The sequence below is a fragment of the Candidatus Effluviviaceae Genus V sp. genome (genome assembly GCA_014728125.1).
In the GTDB taxonomy this organism is placed as follows: Bacteria; Joyebacterota; Joyebacteria; order Joyebacterales; family Joyebacteraceae; genus WJMD01.
Genome location: WJMD01000052.1, coordinates 21,954 through 47,728, shown reverse-complemented (window position 1 = coordinate 47,728; position 25,775 = coordinate 21,954). Strand labels below are relative to the sequence as shown.

Genomic DNA, 25,775 nt, shown 5'->3' with positions numbered 1-25,775 from the left:
CCGTTTCTCCGGCTGGGGCGAACCCGACGATTTCCGGACGCTGTGGAACACGGTCGACATCTCGATGGGCATGACGTTCATGCCCGAGGAGCGGGTGAACCCGTTCGCGAGCCTCGGCTTCGGCTTCACCTTCTGGGAGGTCGAGGACTGGCGCGAGGCGCAGCCGGACGAAGGCTCGACGCCCGACGGCTACGACACCGATGGGAAGCTCCAGCGCCTGCGCGGCACCAACTTCTCGGCGGTCGTCGGCGCCGGCGTGGACTTCTGGCTCAACGACATGCTCTCACTGACCCTCGGCGGACGGTACCGCTACCTCCTCCAGAACGACACCGACAACGTGGGCTGGAGCTCCGTCTACGGGACGGAGTTCGTCGACGCCAACTCCTCGGTGCTCGAGGGCTATCTCGGGCTGGCCGTGCACTTCGGCCCCGGTGACTGCGACGAGGACGGCATCTACGGTCGCGACGACCTCTGCCCGCGGGACCCGGAGGACCACGACGGCTGGGAGGACACCGACGGGTGTCCCGACCCGGACAACGATATGGACGGCATCCTCGACATCGATGACCTGTGCCCCGACGAGGCCGAGGATTTCGATGAGGACGCCGACGAGGACGGCTGCCCCGACGTCGACCGGGACGGCGACGGCATCGAGGACGACGTCGACAAGTGCCCCGACGATCCGGAGGACATTGACGGGCACAAGGACGAGGACGGCTGCCCCGACCCGGACAACGACATGGACGGCGTGCTGGACGGCAGAGACCGCTGCCCCGACACGAAGCCCGGCGTCGAGGTCGACGAGGACGGGTGTCCGAAGCCTGCGATCGAGCTCCGGGACGTCACCATCTACTTCCCGCTGGACAGCCCCGAGCTGTGGGAGACGGAGAAGGAGAAGCTGGACGCCGTGGTCGAGCTCCTGACCGAGACGGAGGGGTACGAGGAGGTCGGGCTGGTCGTTCAGGGTCATGCCTGCGACCTCGGCGACGCCGCGTACAACACGAAGCTCTCGGAGAGCCGCGCGGAGACCGTCGTCTCCTACATGATGGAGCACGGGGTCGAGGAGTCGCGGATCGAAACGGTCGTGGCCCTCGGCGAGTCGGAGCCGGCGCTGCCGAACACCAGCGAGGAGAACCGCGAGATGAACCGCCGCGTCGTCATCATCATGACCGACGAGTAGACCCGGCGGACATGCCTTCTGCAATGCGGGGGAGACGCGCGCCGAGCAGGCCGTGTCTCCCCCGTTCCATACAGCCTCCTGAGCGTCCGCTCAGCCGCACGCCCACATGGCACGCGCTTTGCTAAACCTTGTCAAGTGCAGGTGTTCCGTTCCTCTGAGCACCGGAGACACCGGTGTCTTTCCAGGCGGACCCGCGGAGGCCCGATGGCACCACGAGAGGCACACAAGACCCGCAGCACGACCCTCGTCGCGTCGACCGACCCCGTGCGAGCGGGGAAGCTCGCCGGGTGGCTGATGGATGCGGGCTACCTCGCGATCCTGTGCGATGAGCCCGAGCTCCTGACCACCCGCGCGGTCTCGGAGGGTGCGGATCTCGTGGTGCTCGACGCCGATGCGTGGCCCGCGACGGGCGGCATCTCGTTCGAGCGGGTCGACGACATGGGACGGCGATGGAAGCCTCCCGTGCTGGTGCTCGGCGGCGACGAGCAGGAGCACACCGGCTCGTGTCCCATCGAGTGTTTCACGTATCCGACGCGCCCCCGGGAGTTCCTGACCAAGGTCCGGGCGCTCCTCCGTGTCTCTGCTTCGATCGCCAGCGAGGGCGACAGCTCTCAGCGAGACGATCTGACGCGCCTCTACAGCAGGCATTACTTCGACAAGCGGCTGGAGAAAGAGGTAGAGCGCGCCAGACGGTACTCCAGGTCGGTGGCCCTCGTCATGATCGATGTCGACGGACTCAAGAAGACGAACAAGCGATCGGGCCACCGCGGCGGCGATGCCGTGCTCAAGGCGGTGGCCGACGTCGTGCTCTCCGGGACGCGTCTCTCGGACATAGCCTGCCGTTTCGGCGGCGACGAGATCGCGCTGATTCTCCCCGAGACCGGCTCGAGTGACGCGGCCGCCCTCTCGGACCGTCTGCGCGGCGCCTTCTCCGAGTGCGTCATCCGGATTGACGGAAAGGACGTCATTACGACCGTGAGCTGCGGTGCGGCGTGCTATCCGGACGACGCGCGGGATGCGGAGACACTCGTCCGGATGGCCGACTCGGCGCTCTGTCAGGCGAAGGAGGCCGGCGGGGACAAGAGCGTCGTGGCGTTCAAAGAGAAGGACCGCGAGGACGCGCACCGTCACGGTGCAATGGCGCGCATCCTGCTCGTGGAGGACAACAGCTACAACAGGAGCGTTGCCTCGCTCGTTCTGCGCTCGAGCGGCTACGAGGTCATCGAGGCGGGGGACGGCGTGACGGCCGTGGCACTGGCGCGTGCGACCCGTCCGGATCTCGTCATCATCGACGTGCAGCTCCACGGCATGGGGGGACTCGAGGCCACCCGCCGGATGGTCGAGCTCGAGGAGATGGAGAACATCCCGATCGTCGCACTGACCACGAGAGATGTCCCGGAGGACCTCGAGCAGCTCGTCGCGGCGGGCTGCCGCGGGTATATCACCAAGCCGATCGACACCAACAATCTGGCCACCGCCGTTTCCAACTACCTCGGTCCCTGATGCAGTCGCGGGACCGGGTGTGCCGCCGCGCACCCGCTCCGTGACCGCGTCGGGACGACCGAGAATCCCCGAGCCGGCGACTGCCCCCGCCGGCTCGCTCACGTTCCCCCGGACCTCACCGACAGGACGGTCCAGCGACGGAGACCCTGACGCCGGCCTGCGGACATGTGGTACGATGGACGGCATGAACCGCACGACGTTCGGCCTCAGAGCACTTCGGCAGACCCTCGCGGCTGCAGTTCCCGTGTGTGTCGCGGTCTCCATTCTCGGCGGCTGCGCGCGCCCCCCTGCGACCGGGGAGCCGGACACGTCCGGACAGGATGAACGGGAGGTGCCCGCGGAGACCGCCTGGCGCTGCGAGATCGTCGAGGGCGAGCCGCACGCAACGTGGCCCGACCGCGGCAATGGATGGTCGTCCGCGGGGGGTGTGTTGACGGCCGTCGTGACCTCGTCGTCGTTCGACGACCCCCGGTCGGGAGCGCCTGATCAGGAGTCTGCCGTTCGCGACGCTGCCGCCCGCGCGGTCGCCGTCGCCGGCGAGCAGCTCGCGGCCCGGGGTGTTCCCCGTGCTCCCGAAGGGGCCTCCGCGGACCGCGCCACCGAGGAGCTGGCCTCCACGGGCTCCGCGCAGTTCCCCAGGATCAGCTTCAAGGCCCTCCGCGTCGAGCGCTGTCTTCGCGACGCACACCCAGAGTCATCCACGTACAGAGCAGCCGCTCTCGTCGAGTACCCCATCGCGCTTCTCAGAGGCGACGTGTCGAACGCCGTGTGGGAGAGGAGACGGCTCGCACGCGAGGCGCGCGTCCTGTCGTCGTCGGCCGACCGTTATCTGGATGAGGGGCGCTGGACCGAGGCCGCGCTCGACGCCGGTCGGGCTCGGGCCGCACTGCTCGCCGCAGGAGCGCGCCCCGCAGGCGGCGCGGGCTGGGAGATCGGGGAGCGCGTCGAGACGATCACGGTCGTGCCGCCGCTTGAAGTCCGGTCCGAGCAGACGATGGCGGCCGTGCCGCGGGGCTCCCGCGCCGACGAGCGCGTGTCGTTCCGCTGGTCGTTCGAGCTGGACGGGCGCACCGTCCCGGCCGTCGGCGTCCCCGTCGGCTTCTCGCACGGCATGACGGGCATCGTCGTCGCGGACGCCGCGACCGACAAGGACGGTCGGGCCGGCCTCACGATCCGTCGTGTCTGGAGCCCTCCGGGCGGCTACACCGTGACGACGAGCATCGACACAGCGGCGCTCGCGGCCGCCGGGGCTCACTGGCGGGGCGCGGTACAGGAGACGACCGCGCGGGTCTACATCATCGAGCCCGGACACGGGCTCTCCGTCTGCCTCGACGTATCCGGCACGGGTCCGGCCGATGCGACACAGGTCCGGTCCGGGCTCGAGCAACGTCTCGCGCCGGACGGCTACGAGCTCGTCCCGTGCGGACCGGCGACCGACATCCTCGTGACGGCACGGCTATCGCTCTCGACGGTCGAGAAGGAAGTCGGCTGGACGGCGAGGGTGCTCCTCGAGGCCGAGGCGGTCGACCAGAACACGGCCGGGATGCTGGGTGCGTCTGAGATCTTCGTGGAGGAGACGGTCGACCGCGGGCGCCGCGAGGCCGAGGTGCTCGTCCTCAAGGAGGCCGGCAGGCTCCTCGGCGTCTATCTGAGCGGAAGGGCCCCGGCGCCGTAGGACCAGGCGATGCGGGAGGATCCGACGACCTCGACCTCGAAGGACGAATCGCCCGTCTCGTAGCTCACCGAGAAGAACCCCCACCCCTCACCGGTCACGTTCCCGGAGCTTCCCTGCGCGGGAAGCGGACCCGAGACGGCGGAGACCACGCCGGCCAGCTCTCCCGTCATGGACAGGTCCTGAGCGGCGATGACGAGCGACGTGTCGACCGTCGTCGTCTCGATGACGAGCGAGTCCGGCCCGGAGCGCACGACCGCTCTGACCGCGTAGTAGTCGGCGTCGGCGGACAGGCTCCAGTGCAGTGCGAGCGAGTCGCCGAGGCTGACCGTCGCGGGCGCCGAGACCGAGGCGGCCTCGGGCACGACCGCCGGCGCACGGGCGAAGCCGCTGTCGGTCGAGACCCGGAGCGTGCACGGCGTCCCCGGCTGCCAGACGACCTGCTCTTCCTCCATCGTGGCCCGGAGCAGCGGGCCGTCGATGAGCTCCGGCTCGCCGAAGTCGCGGTAGTTCACCGATGCAATGAGGAGGGACGGTACGGGATCGGCTCCGACCGTGATTGTCGCAGTCGTCGCGGGCGACCCAAGGGTCGTCTGTCTGACGAACGCCCTGATCGAGGGACGGGCCGCCGCATCGTCCGCGTCGGGGCATGTGATGTCGTCCGAGCAGCCCCCCGCCCCGAACGCGACGAGCAGCAGGGTGATCGCTGTGACGCGATAGAGCATCGGTTGCCTCCGCGGCTCAACTACACCGTTCCGGGAAATCGCTTCTGCTTGATGAGCAGGTCTTCGTAGGTGCCGCGCGAACGCGCCTCGATGAGCTCCCCGTCCAGTACGAGCACCTCCGCCGGGGTGGGGTGTGACAGGAAGAGCTGAGGACTCATCGAGAAGCCGTACGATCCGGCGTTCATGATGCCGACGAGGTCGTCGATGGCGATGCTCTCCGGCACGTCCACCTCTCTGGCGGTCACATCGATCGGGGTGCAGAGCGGCCCCGTGATGTGCGCAGTCAGCGACGGTGCGCGGTCGAGCTTGTTGACGACCGCCGCCTCGTGGTCGACACGCATCAGTACCGGCCGTACGAACTGGTTGATGCCGCCGTCGGTGATCACGTACCGCTCGCCTCGGGACTCCTTCAGCTCGACGACCCTCGTGAGGTAGACTCCGGCGTCCGACGTGAGGTACCGCCCGAGCTCGAGAATGAGGCGCGCGTCCTCCCTTTCAAGGAACGGGGCGAAGACCTCCTCCAGGCCGCGACCGAGCGTCTCGAGGTCGAGCTCCTCCTCGTCCTCGTAGTGCGGCACGCCGAATCCTCCGCCGAAGTCGATCGAGGTCACGGGAGCACCGACGGCCTCCTCGACGCGGACCGTCGCCTCGAGCGTCCGCTTCGCGTTCGCCAGGATCTCGTCCTCGTGGAGGATCTGGCTGGCCGTGTAGACGTGGACCCCGACGATCTCGACGGCTGAACGGTCCCAGGCGTCGTCGAGGGCCTCGAGCTTCTCCTCGTCGATCCCGAACTTGCTCGGCCCGCCGGCCATCTGCTCGTGGAGCGGCCCCGCCGAGCCGTCGCCGGACCTGGAGAGGCCCTTCGACGTGTTGACGCGAAGCGCCGCTCGCGCGGGGAGGCTCAGGAGCTTCGCGATGCGGCCGAGCCGCGAGAGCTCCCTCAGCGTCTCGACGTTGATGGCGTAGACGCCTGCGAGCACCGACTCCTCCAGCTCGCGGTCGGTCTTGCCCGGACCGGCGAAGACGATGTCGAGCGGGTCGTACCCCGCCTCGCCGGCCAGAAAGAGCTCGCCGCCGGAGGCGATCTCCGCGCCCGCCCCGAGTGTGCGCAGGAAGCCGATGAGCGAGAGGGAGGGGTTGGCCTTCATCGAGAAGAAGACCTCGAAGGCCGGCATCGCCTCGCGCAGGGCCATGTAGCGGTCCCGCACGAGCCCGGCGTCGTAGATGTAGAGCGGCGTCCCGTATTCCGCCGCGATCTCGGTGACCGGCACCCCGCCGATCTCGAGCACCCCGCCGCTCTGTTCGAATGTACGAAGCAGTGTGTCCTCCCTCTGTCCGGTCAGGCCTTTCTGTAGATGTCGATCCGCGTCGTGCCCCCGAAGATGTAGAAGGGGAAGGGCTCCGCGATCGCCGTGTCGACGCCGAGCTTGACGTACTCCTCGCACAGGTTGGCGCCCGTCTCGCAGAACATCACCAGTCTCGTGCCGCCGCGTCTCGCCGCATCGAATATGTCCTGCATCGTCTCCGTGGAGATGACCATTCCCGTCATGACGGCGACGTCGTACTCCTCGACAAACTCGAGCGTGCGCTCCATTCCGAGGATGGGGACCCCGTCGATCTCGCAGCCGACCAGCTTCGGATCCCCGTCCGTCCCGACCACGTCGAGTCCGCGGTCCTTCAGGTTCCTGATGATGTTGCCGATGACGCCGACGTTCACGACTCGGCTCGCGTCGTCCGCCTCCAGCAGGCGGAGGACCTCCTCGACGACGATCCGGCTTCGCCATATCGCCTTCTCGGCCGACGAGCCGGTCATCGTCTTCGTCTCATCGGGGTGCTTCTCGAAGGCCGAGAACATGGCGTCGGTCGTCGCCACGTCGAAGCAGCGATAGCGGGTCGAGACCTCGCGGGCGTCCTTGCCGAGAAGCTCCTGCCCCTCCTCGAGCGGAGGGATCCTCGAGCAGTAGCAGGCACCCTCGCCGACCGTCTGGACGAGGAGATACGTGTAGTTGAACGTCCGCTCGCCCGGGTTCGGGCGAAAGAGCAGCTCGGTCCGCCACAGGCCCCTGACCCGGAAGGCCTCGTCGGGGTAGTCGCGGCTCTTCCTGATCCCGATCTCCCTGAGCTCCTTCAGGCAGTCCACGCGTCCTCCTCTGAACACACAGCCCGCGCAGGTTCCCGGTCGTCGGTCGGGACAGCGTCCGCGCGGGCCTTCGTGCGACTATACCAGCCGCCGCGCGCGGCCGTCAATCGGGCCCGCTCACCCCCGGTGTCGGTTCCGGCGGCGCACGGTCATCTCAGCAGCACGAGCTTGCACGTGACCGAGGATCGCCCGACGGCCAGGCGCGCGAAGTAGACGCCGGACGCGGCGCGGGTTCCGCCGTCGGACCTTCCGTCCCACTGTGCCTCGTAGCGGCCGGCGTCCCGGTGCCCTTCCTCGACCACGGACACGAGTCTCCCCGCCACGTCGTGGATGGTCAGGCGGATCCATCGATGATCGTCGCCGACACTGTAGTCGAAGTCGACCGCGCCGCGGGACGGCAGGGCGCTCGACATGGAGAGCCCGTCGTCGGGGGCGGGGAGCGGCACGGGGACCTCCCAGGGACCGTGCGTCACGACGACGCCCGACCGCTCCGTCACGATCAGACGGTAGCGGGGGCTCGAGCCGGGCGGCGGCGCATCGACGACGCGATAGCGGCCTGTCTCGTCCGGGGTCACGGAGTCGGCGACAGTGTGATAGTCGTGACCCGCCAGGGTTCGCTCAAGTCGACAGAAGGCCGGTCCCTCGACGGGGTCGAGGTACCACGCGAGAACGACGGAATCCGTCGTGGCTTCGTGCGAGAAGTACGAGAGCTCCGACGGCTCTTGCCACGACTCGAGCGCGTCGATGACCATCCCGAGGGCCTCGCGGGCGTTCGCCTCTCTGATGTAGTAGAGCGGGAATCCCATGATGACGACGGAGCCCGCGCCGTCGGTCGAGCGTGTCAGGAGCGCGCACGGACGTTCGTCGAAGGCGTCGTTGCGGTAGGCGTCGAAGAGATACAGTCGATCAGTCTCGGGCCCGGGACGGTAGATCTCGCACCAGGGGAGACCGCCGAAGCTCTGGTAGCCGTCGGCCCACGTGCCGAGCGTGTCGACCGGGAGCGGCGGCAGGCCGGTCGCAGCGGGGAGGCCGCCCAGGAAGGCGTAGCCGTAGGCCGGAGGGGCGACCGCGCTCCCCGTCGTCGCGACGCTCTCGACGCCTGCCCGGGTCCGAAGGAAGGAGCCTTGGGGCGTGGTCGAGAGCAGGTCGAGCGGCTCGAGACCGGAGAGCGTCGCGGCCGCCGACTGCCCCTCGACGACGAGGTTCCCGCCGGCCCGGACGTAGCCCTCGGCGAGGCGCCATCCGTCTCCCGCGTGCGCCTGTCGCATGAGCCCGCCGCCGCGTGCGAGCGTCCAGATCACGGTACCGTAGCGACCGATGATCTCTCTGGAGGGGAGTGTGGGCGATCCCTCGACGATGTGCTCGTACGGGTCCCACTCCTCCGCGTCGTCGACGATGCGCGCGTAGAAGCCGTCGTGGGCGCTCTCGTCGACTCCGCCACCGATCCAGTCATCGACATGCAGTATCCCGCGGTCGAACGTCGCAGGCGCCGGGTCGAGCGGTATCCACGCCGCGCTCCTGTCACAGCCCGGTTCGTGCGCGACGACGTAGATCGCGGTGTCGGCGGCCGTCGGGCGGAGAGTGGTCTCGAAGGGCGTCTCGGTGAACGAGTTCGGCGTCCCCGGCATGAGAGAGACGGCCGCCCGATCGGCAGAGCCGCAGTACGCGGACGCGTCGACCGCCACCGAGAGCGACAGCCGCTCGCCGACGAAGACCGGCACGGGGTCGGTCAGCCGCCCCGGGAGTCCGGTGAAGGCGAGAGTGTCGCGCAGGAAGTCGGTCGATATCACGACCTCGGGTGCGACGGCGTCCGTGGCCGTGAAGAGATGGCGGGCTGCGGACGGGTCCCGGCCACCGTCGTCGTCGATCGCGGCCAGCGTGAACACGTAGCTGCCGGGTTCGAGCGAGAGCGTCACCTCTGATACGTCGGGTCCGAGGATCTCCTCCCTTGCGGATGTGCGTCCGTTCGGATGACCGATCGAGAGGACGTCGAGCGCATAACCGCTGACAGTGCCGTCGAAGTCGACGCCGGTCCAGGAGAACGTGGGCGACGTGCAGACCGTCTCGCGGACGGCGGCGCACGTCGCGTGGAGCCGGGTCTCCGGCGGCAGGTTCTCATTGTGGCCGGCAAGGAACGCGACCGACGCGAGGACGGCCGTGTTGATGGCCGTGATCTCCCGAACGATCCCCGTGTCGACGTGTTCCAGGAGGTCGTTCGCCGAGTGGTGATACGGCGAGTAGAGCGGGTTGCTGCTCGTGTCGAGGACGCGGTAGCCGCGCTCGGCGAAGCTGTTCTGGTCGCTCGCCCCGATGGGCTGCTCGACCGCCGTGTAGTCGAGGTCGAGCTGGTCGGCCGCGATGTCGGCGGCGAGCGCCGCGACGGCGTATGAGACGGAGTCCGCGTAGACGATGCCGTCAGGGTCGCCGACAGCGTTGTAGCCGATGGCGTCGAGGTTCAGGTAGAGGACGATGTCGAGGCTCTCGTCGACGGCGCGGGCGACGTAGTCCCGGCTGCCCCACAGCCCCTCCTCCTCTGCGGACCAGCACGCGAAGACGAGCGTGCGCTCGGTCTCGTAGCGGGCGAGCGTTCGGGCGGCCTCGAGGACCGCGGCCACGCCCGAGGCGTTGTCGTCGGCCCCGGGTGCCGGCGCCCAGGGATCGGAGAGGCTCTCGAACGAAACGGAGTCGTAGTGTCCCCCGAGGATCACGTGTTCGTCGGGCCGCGTGGATCCGCGCCGGACCGCGATCACGTTCCACGCATCGACGGAGTCCTGCCAGGTCCAGGTACGGAACGTGTCGACGCGGACGTCGTAGACATCCATCGCTTCGAAACGCTCAACGATCCAGCGCGCCGACGCAAGGCACGAGTCGGTGACGACGTAGCGGGTCCCGAAGCGCTCGAGCCGCGCCATCGTCTCCCGGATGCGCGCCTCGCTCGTCGAGTCGACGAGGGCCTGGAGCGTGGACGCGTCGGGCAGGCGGAGATCGGAGGGTTCGAGTGTTGTCGGGTGGAAGGTCCGCGACAACGCGCCGGCTCCATGGAAGCCCGTCGGACCGTTGTCCGTCGATGAGTGACGGCCGAGGACATGGGCGAGCGGGGCCTCGTCGGGCAGAGCCTGCGCCTGGGCGCCGCCGGGCGCCGGCAGAGCGATCATGATCGCCAGAAGCATGGGCAGCACGGGTACCTCCACGGGACCCAGTATACACATGGTGGCGGGGTGATTGCATGCGACGCCTCTGGTGGGCCGGGCCGTGGGGAGTCGCCGCGTTCCTTGCCGTCCGCGCGCCACCCTGCTAAACTGTCTCGGTGTCGCCCGTGTCGATAGAGGCGCGGGCGTTTGCGACAGCCGCATGAAGCCGCGGCGCAGGGGACCTCGCGGGGTCCCGGCGCGGCGGATAGGTCTATTTCCCGACCGGTCGGTGCCCGAGGGCTGCCCCCCGCGCCGACCGAACACCACCGGACCGATGCATCTGGAGGTCCCATGACGAATGACGGTACCCGGGGCGGAAGCGGCGACGTGGCCGCCATCGAGTCGCTGGCCAGGGCGAGGGCAGCGATCCAGCAGGAGATCCGCAAGGTCATCGTGGGGCAGGACCGCGTGATCGAGGAACTCCTGATCGCCATCCTCGCCAACGGTCACTGTCTTCTGGTCGGCGTGCCCGGCCTCGCGAAGACCCTCATGGTCTCGACGCTGGCGAACGTGCTCGACCTCTCTTTCAAGCGCATCCAGTTCACGCCGGACCTCATGCCGTCGGACATCACGGGGACCGACATCATCGAGGAGGATCCGGTCTCCCACGCGCGGAGCTTCAAGTTCATCCAGGGGCCCGTCTTCGCGAACGTCGTGCTGGCCGATGAGATCAACAGGACGCCTCCGAAGACGCAGGCGGCGCTCCTGCAGGCAATGCAGGAGAAGGAGGTCACGGCCGGCGGGACGACGCACCGGCTGGAGCTCCCGTTCTTCGTGCTCGCCACACAGAACCCCATCGAGCTCGAGGGGACGTACCCGCTCCCGGAGGCGCAGCTCGACCGCTTCATGTTCATGGTCACGGTCGGATATCCGAGCGAGGCCGAGGAGCGGGAGATCGTCGAGACGACGACGAGCGCCTACGCCCCGGACCTCGAGAAGGTCCTGGGCGCCGACGAGATCATTCGTCTGCAGGGGCTCGTTCGTCGCGTGCCGGTCCCCGATCATGTGCTGGAGTACGCGGTCGGCCTGGCCAGGATGACGAGGCCCGAGGAGTCGGCTCCGGAGTACGTCCGGAACTGGGTCAGTTGGGGAGCGGGCCCGCGGGCGTCCCAGTATCTCGTTCTCGGGGCCAAGACGCGGGCAGTCCTCGAGGGGCGGTACGCCCCTGAGACCGAGGACGTGCGGAACGTCGCGCTGCCGGTCCTGAGGCACCGGATCGTCACGAACTTCAACGCCGAGGCCGAGGGCGTCTCGTCGAGCGACATCGTCGAGCGCCTGATCGCCGAGGCGCGCTAGCGGGGGCCTGAATGCCCGAGGAGTCCTACAGACGTTTCCTCGACCCCGTGGTCGTCTCGAAGCTCTCGACGATGGAGCTTCGTGCGCGGCTGGTCGTGGAGGGCTTCGTGACGGGTCTTCACAAGAGCCCGTACAAGGGGTTCAGCGTGGAGTTCGCCGAGCACCGTCAGTACATGCCGGGCGACCCGCTGAAGCACATCGACTGGAAGGTCTACGGGAAGACCGACCGCTTCTATATCAAGGAATACGAGGAGGAGACGAACCTCAGGGGCCACGTGCTGCTCGACGCCAGCGCGTCGATGGCCTACGGCTCGGGCGACATATCGAAGCTCGAGTACGGACGGTATCTCGCGGCGGCCCTCATCTACCTGATGCTGAAGCAGCAGGATTCCGCCGGGCTGCTCGTCTTCGACGAGGCCGTCCGCCGGTTCATCCCGCCACGGTCGAGCGCGACCCAGCTCCACCTGCTCCTGTCGGAGCTCGACGGCGCCGGCCCGTCCTCGGCCACCGACATCGGTCTCGTTCTGAACGACCTCGCCAGGCGCATCAAGCGCCGCGGCCTCGTCATCCTGATCTCCGACCTGCTCGACGACCCGAGAGACGTGCTGCCGGGACTCAAGCACTTCCGGCACCGGAAGCACGAGGTGATCGTCTTCCACGTGCTCGACCCGCGGGAGGTCGACTTCGGCTTCACCATGGACGCGACCTTCCGCGACATGGAGACGGGCGAGGCGATGACCACGGAGCCGTTCACCATACGCCGCGACTACATGGACGCGGTCGAGAACTGGCGCGCGATGCTCCGGCGCGAGTGCGCCGAGAGCAGGATCGACTACGTGCCGGTCAAGACCTCGACGCCGTACGACCGCGCCCTCTTCTCGTATCTGGAGAAGCGGAGGCGGCTGGGCTAGCCGGCGCACCCGGCTCGGATCCGAGGCCGCATCACTGGAGTTGGAGGCTCGTTCGACGTGACGTTCCTGAATGCGGCGTTCCTCTTTGCTGCGCTGGCTGCGCTGCTGCCGCTCGTCATCCATCTCATCAGCCGCCGTCGTGTCGAGACGGTCGACTGGAGCTCCCTTCGGTTCCTCAAGGAACTCGAGCGCCGGAGGATCCGCCGCGTTCGCATCAGACAGATCCTCCTGCTCGTGCTCAGAAGCCTCATCATCCTCCTCGTGGCGTTGGCGCTGGCGCGGCCGACGCTCGAGGGTCCTCTGGCCGGCAACGCGCGAGCGAGGACGAGCGTGGCCATCGTGTTGGACGAGAGCGCCAGCATGGACCGCGAGGCGTCGGGAACGGTGCTCTTCGACGCCGCCGCGGCGCGCGTTCGGGAGATCGTGGCGCTTCTGGACGAGGGCGACGAGGCCTTTCTCGTCAGCGCTGCGGGACCCGCGGCCTCTCTCGTTCCCGATGGCACCGTGAGCCCCGATGTGGTCATTCAGGAGCTCGTGGAGCGGGCTCCGGCCGACGCGGCAACGGATTACACGGGTGCCGTGGAGAAGGCGCTCGCGCATCTGGCCGACGCCCGGAACCTCAACAGAGAGGTCTATCTTGTCGGCGACCTCGCGGCCGCCGGCTGGTCCGGAGAGCCGTCGCTGCCGGATGTCGGCACCGACGGTGCGATGTGGCCTCCTAGAGTGTACGTGCTGCCGCTCGAGGGACCCCTCGGGAACAACGCCGTTCTCTCGGTCGGTACAGAGCGGATCTACGGCGGCTCACGCGGCCGCTACGCCGTGACCGCCGAGATCACCACCACGAGACGAGGCCCGCTCGAGCTGCCTGTCCGCCTCTTCGTGGACGGCGTCCAGGTCGGTCAGACCGGGGCGGACCTCCAGGCCGGCGACAGGGCGACCGCACGGTTCACGGTCGCGCTCGGCGAGTCCGACTGGCATGCGGGGCGGGTCGCCATCGAGCGCGACGTGTTCCCGAACGACGACGCCCGCTTCTTCGTTGTTCCCCCGTCGCGCACCATCGAGGTGCTCGTAGCGCGTCCGGAGGGTGCCGGCGAGGATGCCGGATACGTCGAGCGCGCGCTCGACCCCCTGGGAACGGCGGAGAGGTTCCGCCCCGTGGAGGTTCCGGTCGGCGAGGTCGCGGTCCAGGAGCAGGGAAGGTTCCCGGTCGTCGTACTGGCCGACGTCGGACGCCCCGGCGCCGAGGCTGAGCGATGGCTCCGTCGACACGTGGCGTCGGGTGGCGGGGTGCTCGTCGTCCTCGGAAGCAGGACCGACGTGAGGGCGTGGCGCGGCAGCGCGCTCGAGGAGCTGTCCGGGGTGCGGCTCGTCGAGCCGGTCGAGCGCCGTCAGGGTGTGCGCCTGGCGCCGACCGGCAGGGGACACCCCCTCCTCGAGGGGCTGAGCACCGGCGGGCGCCTGATCGAGGACGTGGTCGTCCGGCGAGCACTCCGAGCCGACGCGTCGGGGGAGAGCGTGCTGGAGCTTCCCGGCATCGGCCCCGCCCTCACGTTCACGAGTACGGGAGACGGGACCGTCGCCACGTTGCTCTTCGGCCTCGAGCTTGAGGCGGGCGATCTTGCGCGCAGCGGACTGATCGTGCCGCTCCTGCACCGCGTGACGGAGCGGCTGTCGGGCGGGGCGCCCGGGACCGGCCAGGGCGTCGCGGGAGAGCCGCTCGAGCTGCGCCTCGCAGCGGCGCCCGCGGGCGGCATCGACGTCGTGCCCCCGTCGGGAGCGACCTTCGCGGCGGGGACACCCGACGGTGCCCGACCCTCGGTTGTCATCGACGATACCCGGGAGGCAGGCATCTATACCGTCGAGACACCCGAGAGAACGCTCGCCATGGGAGCGGTCAATTTGGCGCCCGAGGAGTCGATGCTGGAGCCGCTCGAGAGGGGAGAGCTCGAAGACAGGCTCGGTGGACTGCCGGTGGTATGGATCGCCGGCGACGAAACCGTCGCCGACGCCGTCCTTGTTTCCCGTCGAGGCCGCGAGCTCTGGCGCGTTTTCCTCTATCTGGCGCTGGCGCTTCTGACCGTCGAGATGTTCCTTGCGAGACCGCGCGGCGCCGGGAGGCGTGGGGGCGGAGTGGAGGGCTGATGCCCGGACGACGTATCGTCGAGAGAGCGCTCGAGAGCGGACCCGTTCCGGACGTCGTACGCCGTGTGGCGGACGGCGGTACCCGCCTCTGGGTCTCGGGACTTCTCGGGTCCTCGAAGACGCTCCTGGCGGCCGCCCTGGCTCGGGAGGACGGGCGTGCCTGGGTGGTCATGGCGCCGAACGCGTCGGACGCCGAGCACGCGCACGACGACCTGGTCACGTTTCTCGGTCCCGGGCGCGTCCAGTTCTACGGGGAGTGGGAGACCCTTCCGTACGAACGCCGCTCGCCGCTCGCCTCGATCACCGAGACGCGTCTCGTTACACTCTCGCGTCTCACGCGCGGAGAGCCCATCGTCGTCGTGACCACCCCGAAGGCGGCCATGCAGACGACGCTCCCCCGGCACGTGCTCGCCGACGTCACCCGCACCATCCGTCGCGGCGACGAGGTCGATCTGGAGAACGTGACCCGCTCTCTCGTCGACCTGGGATACCGCCGCGTCCGGATCGTCGAGGACTCGGGCGACTTCAGTGTGCGCGGCGGCATCGTGGACGTCCTGCCGTTCGGCTACGACGACCCGATCCGTGTCGAGCTCTTCGGCGACACGGTCGAGTCGGTGAGACAGTTCGATACCTACACACAGCGCTCGATCAGCGATCTGGATGAGGCGACCATCCTCCCGAGGCGCGAGGTCGTGCTGCAGGAGGAGGGCGCGGGCGAGTTGGCCGAGCGTCTCCGGAAGATCCACCCCGCCGACTCGACCGACCGCGACCACCTTCTGGCCGGGCTCGATACGCGCTTCTACTTCGAGGGCGTCGAGCAGTATCTCCCGACCATTCACCCGGATGCTGAGACGCTGGCCGACTATCTGCCCGAGGACGCCGGGGCCTTTCTGATCCGCGAGGAGGAGATCCACGACCGCGCCGAGCAGCTGTCGCTCGAGGCCGCGACCATCTACTCGGAGCGCAGGCAGGAGATGCCGCTCTGCGACCCCGATTCGCTCCTGGTGCCCTTCGAAGGCGTTCGCTCGAAGATGGCCCGCAGGGCGCTCGTCACAACGGGTCTCGTCCAGAGCGGCCGGATCGAGGGGCTCGAGCGCATCCATGTCGAATCGCATCTGCAGGAGTCGTTCGCATCGAACCTCGAGCTCCTGAGAGGGCGTCTCCAGCAGCTCGCGCGCGACAACCGCGTGATCATCATGTGCGACAACGCCGGGCAGGCCGCCCGACTGAGCGAACTCCTGGAAGAGACGGCCGGCGTCGTCGAGATGGAGGTCGGCAGTCTCGAGAGAGGATTCTCGCTGCCCGCGTCCCGGCTCGTCGTCTACACCGATCACGACATCTTCCAGCGCTACCGCCGCCGGCGGAGACGGAGGATCCGGGGCGGCGCGCCGCTCGCGAGCTTCGAGGCCCTGTCGCAGGGCGACTACGTCGTCCACGTCTCCCACGGCATCGGCCGCTACGTCGGGATCGAGCGTGTCGAGGCGGACGGTCGGCTGATCGACTGCGTCGTCGTGGAGTACGCCGACGAGGGGCGCGTCTACGTCCCGGCCGACGAACTCGACCGGCTGCAGAAGTACGTCGGCAAGGAGGGACACGTCCCGCGCCTCAACAAACTCGGGACGCCCGCGTGGCAGAAGACGAAGGAACGGGCCAGGGAGGCCGCCGAGAAGCTCGCGCGCGAGCTTCTCGAACTCTACGCCTCGCGGAGGGCGAGACCGGGCCACGCGTTCGGTCCGGACAACGTCTGGCAGCAGGAGCTGGAGGCGTCCTTCATCTATGAGGAGACCGACGACCAGCTGCGGGCCACCGAGGAGATCAAGGAGGACCTCGAGTCGAGCCGCCCAATGGACCGCCTGATCTGCGGCGACGTCGGGTTCGGAAAGACCGAGGTCGCGATCCGGGCCGCCTTCAAGGTCGTCATGGACGGAAAGCAGGTGGCCGTGCTCGTTCCTACGACGATCCTCGCGCAGCAGCATCTGACGACCTTCCGGGACCGGCTGGCCGAGTACCCGGTCCGCGTCGACGTGATCTCGAGGTTCCGCACGGCGGGCGAGCAGAAGGAGATCCTCGAGCGTCTGAAGGACGGAAAGGTCGACATCATCATAGGCACCCATCGCCTGATCCAGAAGGACGTCGAGTTCAGCGACCTCGGGCTTCTGGTGATCGACGAGGAGCAGCAGTTCGGGGTGCTTCACAAGGAGGCCATCCAGCGGCTCAAGCAGTCGGTCGACGTCCTGACGATGACGGCGACACCGATACCGCGGACGCTGCACATGTCGCTGATGGGCGCGCGCGACATGTCGATCATCGCCACGCCTCCGCGCGACAGGCTCCCCGTCCGGACCGAGATCTCACCGTTCGACGACGAGCTGATCACCGAGGCGGTCATGCGGGAGATCGACCGCGGCGGTCAGGTCTACTTCGTCCACAACCGCGTCCAGACGATCGAGGCCATGGCGAGCTACCTCAGGAACCTGCTTCCCGAGCTCAGGATCGAGATCGGACACGGGCAGATGCCGGAGCGGCAGCTCGAGGACGTGATGTTCCGGTTCCTGGACGGGGAGATCGACGTCCTGGTCTGCAGCATGATCATCGAGTCTGGGCTCGATATCCCGAACGTCAACACGATCATCGTCAACCGCGCGGACCGGTTCGGTCTGGCGCAGCTCTACCAGCTCAGGGGCCGCGTCGGCCGGTCGAACCACAGGGCCTACTGCTATCTGCTCATTCCCAGAGACATGAACATCACGCCGATCGCCCGTCGCAGGCTGGCGGCCATACAGGAGTTCACCGACCTCTCGTCAGGCTACAAGCTCGCAATGCGCGATCTCGAGATCCGCGGCGCCGGGAATGTCCTGGGTGCTGAGCAGCACGGCCATATGATGGCGGTCGGCTTCAACCTCTATGCAAGGCTTCTCCGGGACGCCGTCGCGAGGATCAAGGACGGCGCCGTGCCGGAGGAGGCCGAGGCGACGGTCCATATCAAGGTGGATGCATACATCCCGAACGACTACATTCCCGACAACGACATGAAGATCGACATCTACAAGCGGATCCGCGACACGAGGGAGGTCGAGCCCGTGGACGGCCTGGCGGAGGAGCTCAGGGACCGTTTCGGGCCCCCGCCGCAGGAGGTGCTGGCCCTCCTCGACGTCCAGGCGATCCGTATCCTCGCGAGGGAGACGGGGTTACGGCGGGTCGAGCTGGCCGGCGGCTCCGTCGAGTGCGAGTTCGCCGAGAGCCGGGAGCCGACGCCGGGAGCCATCCGCGCCGTGCTGTCGGCATGCACCGAGCCTCTCGAGTTCGACGCGCGGGGCGCGCTCGTCTTCCGTTTCCCGGCCCCCTCGACACGCCGCGGCGCGCTCGAGACAGCCCGTCGGGTCTTGTCCGACTTCATTGACGCACTGCACCGGTCTTCGCTACACTCGAAGGCTCGAAAGAGGACGAGACAACGCGAACGAAGGAAACAGCGAGACCCCGACTCCAACGAGGCGAAAGGAGCACAGGCATGAAGCGTATCACCATGTTCGCTCTGGCGCTCGCGGTGGCGGCCGCCGTGGTCGCCGGGTGTTCGAACGTCGAAGACCAGGTGGTCGTCAGACTGACGGACACTCAGGGTGAGCTCGAGCCGAGAGAGGTGACGGTCGGCTACGCCAACGACAGGCTGGACCGGATGCCGCCCCACCTCCTTCCGACCGAGGGCGGCGAACAGGCCAAGCGCGACTTCCTCGAGGAGATCATTCGCAAGGAGCTTCTGGTGATCCACGGGCTTCGCACCGGCGTGCTCGAGGACGAGCGCCTGCCGGATGCCATGAAGTACTTCGAGGACGCCAAGGCCGAGGAGATGCTCCGAGAGAAGATGGTGCTCGAGCCCGCCAGACCCACGGACGCGTACATGGATAGGTACTACGAGGCGAGGGACGCGATGCTGCAGGTGCAGGAGATCGTGGTCCCCACGAAGGAGCTGGCGGATGAAGCGTACCGCCGCGTGACCGAGGGCGGCGAGGATTTCGGCCGGGTGGCCATCGACATGTCGCAGGCTGCGAACGCGAAGGACGAGGGTCGTCGGCCCGTGACGGCCTGGCAGGACTTCCATCCCCTGACGCGCGTTCAGCTGATGGACGCGACGGAGGGCGACATCACCGAACCGTACACGATCGGCGATACGTGGTACATCTACAAGATCCTCTCCCGCAAGCCTGCAGCCGACAAGAAGCCGCTCGAGGGGCAGCACCGCAGGGCCCTCGAGAGCGAGGCCTTCGGCTTCCGGCGGAGCATCAAGGAGTTCGAGGTCTACGAGATGTGGAACGAGAAGGCCGCGGCCGACTATAACGATGAGGCCGTCGCCGTCGTCGGGGAAGGCATCGAGCGGAAGCGGGCGGAGGTCATGCCCGAGTCCGGCGAGGACCTCCCGTTCGAGGAACGCCTGGAGCTGGCGAAGATCAAGATCGTCCCCGATCTCACGGACGAGCAGAAGGAGATGCGTCTGGTGACCTATACCGTCGGGGACGAGGAGATCACCATGACGGTCGGTGACCTGGTTGAGTTGCTGGAGGAGACCCCCGGCATGGAGGGCATCAAGACCGGCACCGAGCGCGCGGTAAGGAGCTTCCTCACGCGGAAGATCCAGGAAGAGAGCGTGCAGCACGCGATCGAAGAAGAGGGATACCGTGAGTCACAGGAGATGGCCGACCACCTTGCCGAGCGCAGGGAGGAGTTCATCGTCGACATCACCTACAGCCAGGAGGTCATCGAGAAGGTCGAGGAGCCGACCGGGCAGGAGATTCGGGACTACTTCCGTTCACACCGGGAGGACTTCGTCGAGCCGCAGGCGGTCGACATCCGCCAGCTGATCGTCGGAACCGAGCAGCAGGCCAACCTCGTCCGCCAGCGGATCGTCGAGGGTGAGCTGACGTTCGATGAGGCCGTGCAGCAGCATTCGATCGATAAGTGGTCGCAGGCGAAGGGCGGCCTCATCGCCAAGTACCATCAGGGCGAGAACAGGCTGGCGTATCTTCAGGACGTGGTCTTCGATCTGGAGGCGGGAGATCTGAGTCAGCCGTTCCGGGCGCCCGGCGGATACGCTCTCGTCAAGGTCGTCGAGACCTATCCCGAGCGGCAGATGGAGTTCTCGGAGGTCGGCGACGTCGTCAAGCAGTCCGTCACCGCGATCCGTCGCGAGGAGCGGCTGATGGAGCTCCTTGACGAGGTCCGCGGGACCGTGGACGTCGAGATCGTGGAGGAGAACCTGCAGCACATCACCGATCCCGCCGAGCTGCGTGCCGAGAAGGAGGCCAACAAGGTCACGGTCACCGCTCCTTTGAACTAGGAGCGCGCGGACGCCCCCCGTACGGCCGGGGGACGTTGCCCGACTGACGACCCGATAGGAGGAAGACGTGGCGCGATGTCGTGTCGCTGCCGTTCTTCTGTGCGTCGCTCTCGCGGCCGCCGCTTGCGGCGGCCGCGAGGACCGTGTGGAGTTGGCGCGCGTCAACAGCTCGGCCCTGACCGTCGAGGAGTTCTACGCGTCGGTCCCGGACGAACTCCTGGCGGTCATGGACCTCGACGACCAGAAGGAGGCTCTCGAGAAGTGGGTGAAGACCGAGATCTTCTACCAGGCCGGCGTCAGGAACGGCGTCGACTGTCGAGAGGATCTCGTCCGGCGCCTCCATGAGATCGAGCGGGAGCTCGTGGCGGAGGCGTTCATCAGGGAAGAACTTCAGGCCGTTGAGGATGTGACAGAGGATGAGGCGAGGGCCTACTTCGAGGAGCATCGTCAGGATTACTCGCTCCAGGTGCGCCTGGCTCACATTCTCGTCCGCAGCAGGCCGGAGGCAGAGCGGGCTCTTGAAGAGATACGCGGAGGCTCGCCGTTCGAGACGGTCGCGGCCTCGACGTCGATCGATCAGACCGCCGCGATGGGGGGAGACCTCGGCTACATGAGGCGAGGCGAGATGATCCACGAGCTGGAGGAGCCGGCCTTCGACCTGAAGGTCGGCGAGGTCAGCGACGTCATACCCTCGAGCTACGGGTATCACATCATCAAGGTCCTCGACCGCCATCCCGGCGCAGGCCGTCCGTCCTTCGACTCGAAGCGGACCGCCGTCATGAACTTCCTGACCTCAAAGCGTCGCAGGGCAGCCTTCGATGATCTGCTGGCGCGCCTCGAGAGTCGCGCGACCGTCGCGATCGACACGGTTGCGCTCAGGGACGCTGCGCGGAGCAGGGTCGAACACGAGGTCGAGGGACCACTCCCGGAGGACGCGCTTTCGCCGGCTGACACAGGCGAGGTCGTCGCTCCATGATAGTTGGAGGTAGTGAATGAAACACGGCAGGATTCACGCGGCGCTGGCCGTCGCGCTGATGCTCATCGCGGCCGTTCCCGCAGCGGGTCAGGAGGAGCAGAGGCAGTTCGTGGACGGCATCGCCGCCGTCGTGGGAAACGAGATCGTACTCGAGAGCGAGATCGACGAGGAGCTCTACATCTACCATATGCGGACGGGAGGACGGGAGCTCAACGAGGAGCGTTCCGCGGAACTGCGCGAGCAGATTCTGGCCGAGATGATCGACGAGATGCTGCTCGTGGCGAAGGCCAGACGGGACTCGATCGTGCTGTCCGAGGGCGAGCTCGAACAGGAGATCGAGGTCCGGGTCCGCGAACTCAGAGAACGCTACGGAAGCGAGGAGGAGCTGCTCTCGGCGCTCGAGCAGGAAGGACTGACGCTCGCTGAGCTCAAGCAGATCTACCGCGACGACATCGAACGCCGGCTGCTCGCGGAGAAGGTCGTCCGGCGGGAGGTGCACGGGAAGATCGACGTGACGTGGGGCGACGTGGAGCAGTACTACGAAGAGAACGCCGAGGAGGTCGCGCACCTGCCCGAGTCGTACGAGATCGCCGGCATCCTCGTCGCGCCCGAGGTCAGCGAGGCCGTCAAGCGCGCGGCATACGAGCGGCTCAGCGAGGCGCGCGAGCGCCTGACGAGCGGAGAGTCGTTCGCGGACGTCGCGCGGGAGTACTCGGACGACACGAGCGCCTCGCGGGGAGGCGAGCTGGGATTCGTTGAGCGCGGCCAGACCGTTCCGGAGTTCGAGTCCGCCCTCTTCTCGCTCGAGCCCGGGGAGACGAGCGGCATCGTGCCGACGCGTTTCGGGTTCCACATCATCCAGGCCGTCGAGCGGGATGGGGACCGCGTGAGAGCGCGGCACATCCTGGCCCGTGTCACGCCTGGACCGGAGGACGGCGAACGCGCCATGGCCGAGGCCGAGAGCCTGCGGGCGGAGGCCGCGGCCGGAGCCGACTTTTCGGCCCTGGCGGCCGAACACTCGGACGACGAGGCGACGGCCGGCGAGGGCGGTTACCTCGGCTGGTTCACTGCGGAGCAGCTGTCTCCCGAGTTCGTGACGGCTCTGAACTCGATCGAGCCCGGCGACATGACCGATGTGATCCGCGGGGACGGAGGCTACTATCTGCTCAAGCTCCTGAGCCACGACCCCGAGCGGGTCGCGGACCTCGACGAGGTCCGCGAGGACCTGAGGGATCTCATCTTCTCCCTGCGGGCCGAGGCCGCCTACGACGAACTGATGCAGGAGCTCAGGTCCGAGATCTACATCGACCTTCCGACCGAGACGGCCACGGAGGGATGAGACTCGATCGGTTTCTCAAGCTCTCAAGGCTCATCAAGCAGCGGAGCGTCGCGAAGGCCGCATGCGACGCCGGCCGCGTCGAGCTGGTCGGCCGCAAGGCCAAGGCCGGGTCCGAGGTCGACGTCGGCGACGAGATCGTGCTGAACCTCCGCGACCGTACGCTCGTGGTCCGCGTGCTCGAGATCCCCAGAGGAAACGTCAGCAAGGATCGGGCGAGAACGCTCTATGAGGTCCTCGACGACACCAGAGCCGCCGGGCGGTGAACCTGAGACCGACCGTCGGCGCATCCTGGTCACGATGGGCGACCCTGCCGGCGTCGGGCCGGAGGTCGCCCTCGCGTGTCTCGCCGACCCGGAGGTCGGTGACCCGCTCGACGTGACGCTGGTCGGCGAGCGCGCCGTCTTCGATGAGTGTGCGTCGTCGCTGTCGCTTCCCCGGCCGGGCACGGTCATCGAGCCGGGACCGTTCGGGCTTCACTACGAGCCCGGGCGCGCAACCCTCCGCGGCGCGCGTGCCGCGCTCGACGCCGTCGAGACGGCGGCGCGACTCTGTCTCGCCGGTGACGCGGACGCGATGGTCACGGGTCCCGTCTCGAAGGCAGCGATCACGGAGGCCGGCGTCGCGTTCAGCGGACACACCGAGTTTCTGGCCGAACTCACCGGGGCGGACGTCCCGCTCATGCTCTTCGTCGCGGGTCCGATGCGGGTCGCGCTGGCCACGACCCACATCGCGCTCGCCGATGTGCCGGGCGCCGTTACCCGGGAGGGCCTCGTCGCTCGACTCCGGGTCCTGAGCCGCGGTCTCAGTGGGCTCCTTGGCATCGAGGGACCCCGCCTCGCCGTCGTGGCCCTGAACCCCCACGCCGGCGAAGGGGGACGCTTCGGCGACGAGGAGGAGAGGGTCATCCTGCCGGCCATCGAGGCCGCCCGAAGTGAGGGCATCGCAGCGTCGGGTCCCCATCCGGCAGACACGATCTTCTGCGGGCTCGGCGACGCGTCGTGCTCTCTCCCGGGGGCGGCGTACGACGCGGCGCTCGCGATGTACCACGACCAGGGCGTCGTCCCGGTGAAGCTCGCGGGGTTCGGGCGGGCCGTCAACGTGACGCTGGGACTGCCCATCATCCGGACGTCGGTCGACCACGGCACCGCGTTCGACATCGCCGGACGTGGCAAGGCCGAGGCCGGCAGCATGAAGGCCGCCGTCAGACTGGCGGGCTCGATGGCCGGACGGCGCGCGGCGGACCCGGACGAGGGCGCGGCCCGGCCTCCGGCCTGAATCGCCTTGACGGTCGCACAAAGCGCTCCCTAGAATGGTAAGTTATCGCAGGACGCGCACTTCGCGGTGCTCACCCCGCGCGGTGCAGGACGAGGAGCTGGAGAGGATGAGCCTGTCGCGCATCCGGGGTCAGGACCAGGCGGTGCGGTTGCTGTCGGCGGCTACCGCGTCCGACCGGATGCCGCACGCGTACCTCTTTCACGGTCCCGACGGCGTCGGCAAGGAGACGACCGCGCTCGAGTTCGCGCGCGCCCTCTACTGCGATGGAGCCGACCTCGAGCCGTGCGGGGAGTGCGCGTCGTGCGCACAGATCGCCGGGCTCGGGCATCCTGACGTTCATCTGATCTTCCCGACACCGACGAGCTTCAAGCCTGCGGCGCGCGCGGAGATACTCGCGGACTACGTAGAGAACGGATACCGCAGCGACGACTACGGACGCAAGACCGCCGTCATCTCGGTCGACAGCGTGCTCTCGGACGTCGTCGGGGCGGCCAGCCGCCGACCGTACGTCGGGCCGTGGAAGGTCTTCGTCATCGCCGATGCCGACAGGATGACGACCGAGGGCGCCAACACGCTGCTCAAGACTCTGGAGGAGCCGCCGGAGGGCACGGTCATCATCCTGACGTCCTCCCGGCCGACGGCGCTGCCCGATACGGTAGTCTCGCGGTGTCAGCGGGTCCCCTTCACGCGGCTGTCGCGCGGGACGATCGAGGGGATCCTCGTCTCGGACGATCGCCTCGGGTTCACCGAGAAGGAGGCGAGGGCGGCGGCCGCGATCGCGCTCGGCAGCGCAGGCGCAGCGGTCCGGGCCGAGAAGAGCGGTCTCGAGGGCGAGCTCGATCACGTCGCAGGGCTCGTCATGGGGAAGGGCCTCACCGGGGTCCGTCCGCTCCTGTCCGAGGCGCAGCGTCTGGCCTTCCGTTTGGGACGTCAGGACCAGGAGCGCCTGCTCGAGCTCATGGCGCTCTGGTATCGCGATGTTCTGGTAGAGAAGGCCGCCGGCGGGGAGGTCGACCTTCTCTACGCATCGCACGCCGACGCCGTGCGCAGCGAGGCCGCGGCGTACGATTACGAACAGCTCGACCGGTTGATCACGGGTCTCGACGAGGCACGACGGGCCATCGAGCGCTACTCGAACCCGTCGATCGTGTTCACGTCGGTCCTTCTTGATGTCGCCGTCGCGCGGAAGCGCGCCGGCCTGACGCGGGGAAGACGCCATGCAGCCTGAGGGGATAGAGGGCAGGACGCCGGAGTCCTTCGAGATCGAGTTCAAGGGCGGCCGTAAGGCGCTCTTCTCGAACCCGAGGAACATCCCCTTCCAGCTGGGAGACTTCGCGGTCGTGCGGGTCGAGCGCGGGCAGGATGTCGGGCGCGTGCTCCGCGAGGGCGAGAACGCCAGCAAGAAGATCCGCGACAAGGGGACCGCCGGTGAGATCCTGCGCAGGGCGACCCGGTCCGACATCGACACATGGGAGCGCATCGAAGAGAAGGAGATGGAGGCCTACAGGATCTGCCAGGAGCTCATCGCCAGGCAGAAGCTCCCGATGAAGCTCGTCGACGTCGAGTGGCAGTTCGACGGCAACCGCATTCGGTTCTACTTCACCTCCGACCGACGTGTCGACTTCCGGAAACTGGTGCGCGATCTCGCGAGCCGCTTCAAGACGCGCATCGAGATGAGGCAGATCGGTGTTCGCGACGAGGCCAGGAGGCTCGGCGGATTCGGCCGATGCGGCAGGTACTACTGCTGCCGCGGGATCATACAGGACTTCGACCCCGTCACGCTCAAGATGGTCAAGGAGCAGCACCTGGCACCGGGCTCCCCGAAGATCTCGGGCGGATGCGGGCGGTTGATGTGCTGTCTCAGGTACGAGCGGGAGTTCTATCAGAAGGCGGGCAAGGAGTTTCCAAAGCTCGGGACCAAGGTCGACATGGGCGGCCGCAAGGGGAAGGTCGTCGCCGTCGACATTTTCCGGGGCCGGGTCTCCGTCTCGGACCCCGAGGGACAGACCATCACGGTGACCCTAGAGAACTTCCTCAAGGGCGACTTCACGGACGAGTCCACGAAGGACGACGAGCGGCAGTACGAGATGTAGAGC

Annotated in this window: 17 protein-coding genes; 14 read left to right on the top strand and 3 right to left on the bottom strand. The window is 67.9% G+C overall.

Annotated elements, in window-relative coordinates; all coding sequences use genetic code 11:
* The 3 genes from GF405_02920 to GF405_02910 all read left to right on the top strand — a co-directional run.
* The coding region (locus GF405_02920; GenBank protein MBD3367113.1) for an OmpA family protein at nucleotides 1-1,180 on the top strand (1,180 nt) is incomplete at its 5' end.
* A 204-nt stretch (nucleotides 1,181-1,384) separates the two neighbouring features.
* On the top strand, nucleotides 1,385-2,683 hold the full coding sequence (locus GF405_02915; protein ID MBD3367112.1) for a diguanylate cyclase: 1,299 nt from the start codon (nucleotides 1,385-1,387) through the stop codon (nucleotides 2,681-2,683).
* 331 nt (nucleotides 2,684-3,014) lie between these two features.
* Nucleotides 3,015-4,358: a hypothetical protein gene (locus GF405_02910; GenBank protein ID MBD3367111.1), complete on the top strand. Its 1,344-nt coding sequence runs from the start codon at nucleotides 3,015-3,017 to the stop codon at nucleotides 4,356-4,358.
* Here the strand turns inward: GF405_02910 and GF405_02905 are convergent.
* The 3 genes from GF405_02905 to GF405_02895 form a co-directional block, all read right to left on the bottom strand.
* Nucleotides 4,328-5,080: a hypothetical protein gene (locus GF405_02905; GenBank protein ID MBD3367110.1), complete on the bottom strand. Its 753-nt coding sequence runs from the start codon at nucleotides 5,078-5,080 to the stop codon at nucleotides 4,328-4,330. The two genes, GF405_02910 and GF405_02905, sit on opposite strands and share 31 nt — an antisense overlap.
* A gap of 20 nt (nucleotides 5,081-5,100) precedes the next feature.
* The gene (locus tag GF405_02900; GenBank protein MBD3367109.1) at nucleotides 5,101-6,864 is read right to left on the bottom strand and encodes a diaminopimelate decarboxylase; all 1,764 of its coding nucleotides are present in this window, start codon (nucleotides 6,862-6,864) and stop codon (nucleotides 5,101-5,103) included.
* Nucleotides 6,865-7,369: 505 nt separating this feature from the next.
* The gene (locus GF405_02895; GenBank protein ID MBD3367108.1) at nucleotides 7,370-10,573 is read right to left on the bottom strand and encodes a M20/M25/M40 family metallo-hydrolase; all 3,204 of its coding nucleotides are present in this window, start codon (nucleotides 10,571-10,573) and stop codon (nucleotides 7,370-7,372) included.
* A gap of 129 nt (nucleotides 10,574-10,702) precedes the next feature.
* Here GF405_02895 and GF405_02890 point away from each other — a divergent pair, with 129 nt between their 5' ends.
* The 11 genes from GF405_02890 to GF405_02840 all read left to right on the top strand — a co-directional run bounded on the left by GF405_02890 (nucleotide 10,703) and on the right by GF405_02840 (nucleotide 25,772).
* On the top strand, nucleotides 10,703-11,707 hold the full coding sequence (locus tag GF405_02890; GenBank protein ID MBD3367107.1) for an AAA domain-containing protein: 1,005 nt from the start codon (nucleotides 10,703-10,705) through the stop codon (nucleotides 11,705-11,707).
* A gap of 11 nt (nucleotides 11,708-11,718) precedes the next feature.
* On the top strand, nucleotides 11,719-12,618 hold the full coding sequence (locus GF405_02885) for a DUF58 domain-containing protein (GenBank protein ID MBD3367106.1): 900 nt from the start codon (nucleotides 11,719-11,721) through the stop codon (nucleotides 12,616-12,618).
* Between the two features lie 57 nt (nucleotides 12,619-12,675).
* Complete coding sequence (locus GF405_02880) at nucleotides 12,676-14,760, top strand: VWA domain-containing protein (protein ID MBD3367105.1); 2,085 nt, start codon at nucleotides 12,676-12,678, stop codon at nucleotides 14,758-14,760.
* Nucleotides 14,595-18,272, top strand: coding sequence for a transcription-repair coupling factor (gene mfd / locus GF405_02875; protein ID MBD3367104.1), 3,678 nt, complete (start codon nucleotides 14,595-14,597; stop codon nucleotides 18,270-18,272). The genes GF405_02880 and mfd overlap by 166 nt, the downstream gene beginning before the upstream one ends.
* A complete protein-coding gene (locus GF405_02870; GenBank protein ID MBD3367103.1) occupies nucleotides 18,269-20,089 on the top strand; it encodes a hypothetical protein in 1,821 nt (606 codons plus the stop codon). Before mfd ends, GF405_02870 begins: the two co-directional genes overlap by 4 nt.
* A 67-nt stretch (nucleotides 20,090-20,156) precedes the next feature.
* Complete coding sequence (locus GF405_02865; GenBank protein ID MBD3367102.1) at nucleotides 20,157-21,065, top strand: hypothetical protein; 909 nt, start codon at nucleotides 20,157-20,159, stop codon at nucleotides 21,063-21,065.
* Nucleotides 21,066-21,081: 16 nt separating this feature from the next.
* Nucleotides 21,082-22,404, top strand: a complete 1,323-nt coding sequence (locus tag GF405_02860; protein ID MBD3367101.1) for a hypothetical protein — start codon at nucleotides 21,082-21,084, stop codon at nucleotides 22,402-22,404.
* Nucleotides 22,401-22,667 carry an RNA-binding S4 domain-containing protein gene (locus tag GF405_02855; protein MBD3367100.1) on the top strand — a complete coding sequence of 89 codons (267 nt, stop codon included), beginning with the start codon at nucleotides 22,401-22,403 and terminating at the stop codon, nucleotides 22,665-22,667. Before GF405_02860 ends, GF405_02855 begins: the two co-directional genes overlap by 4 nt.
* Nucleotides 22,630-23,679 (top strand): 4-hydroxythreonine-4-phosphate dehydrogenase PdxA, encoded by a 1,050-nt coding sequence (pdxA, locus tag GF405_02850; protein MBD3367099.1) that lies wholly within the window; start codon nucleotides 22,630-22,632, stop codon nucleotides 23,677-23,679. Before GF405_02855 ends, pdxA begins: the two co-directional genes overlap by 38 nt.
* A 34-nt stretch (nucleotides 23,680-23,713) precedes the next feature.
* Entirely contained in the window at nucleotides 23,714-24,907 is a 1,194-nt protein-coding gene (gene holB / locus GF405_02845) for a DNA polymerase III subunit delta' (protein MBD3367098.1), read from the top strand.
* Nucleotides 24,897-25,772: a hypothetical protein gene (locus GF405_02840; protein MBD3367097.1), complete on the top strand. Its 876-nt coding sequence runs from the start codon at nucleotides 24,897-24,899 to the stop codon at nucleotides 25,770-25,772. The genes holB and GF405_02840 overlap by 11 nt, the downstream gene beginning before the upstream one ends.
* Nucleotides 25,773-25,775: the final 3 nt, after the last annotated feature.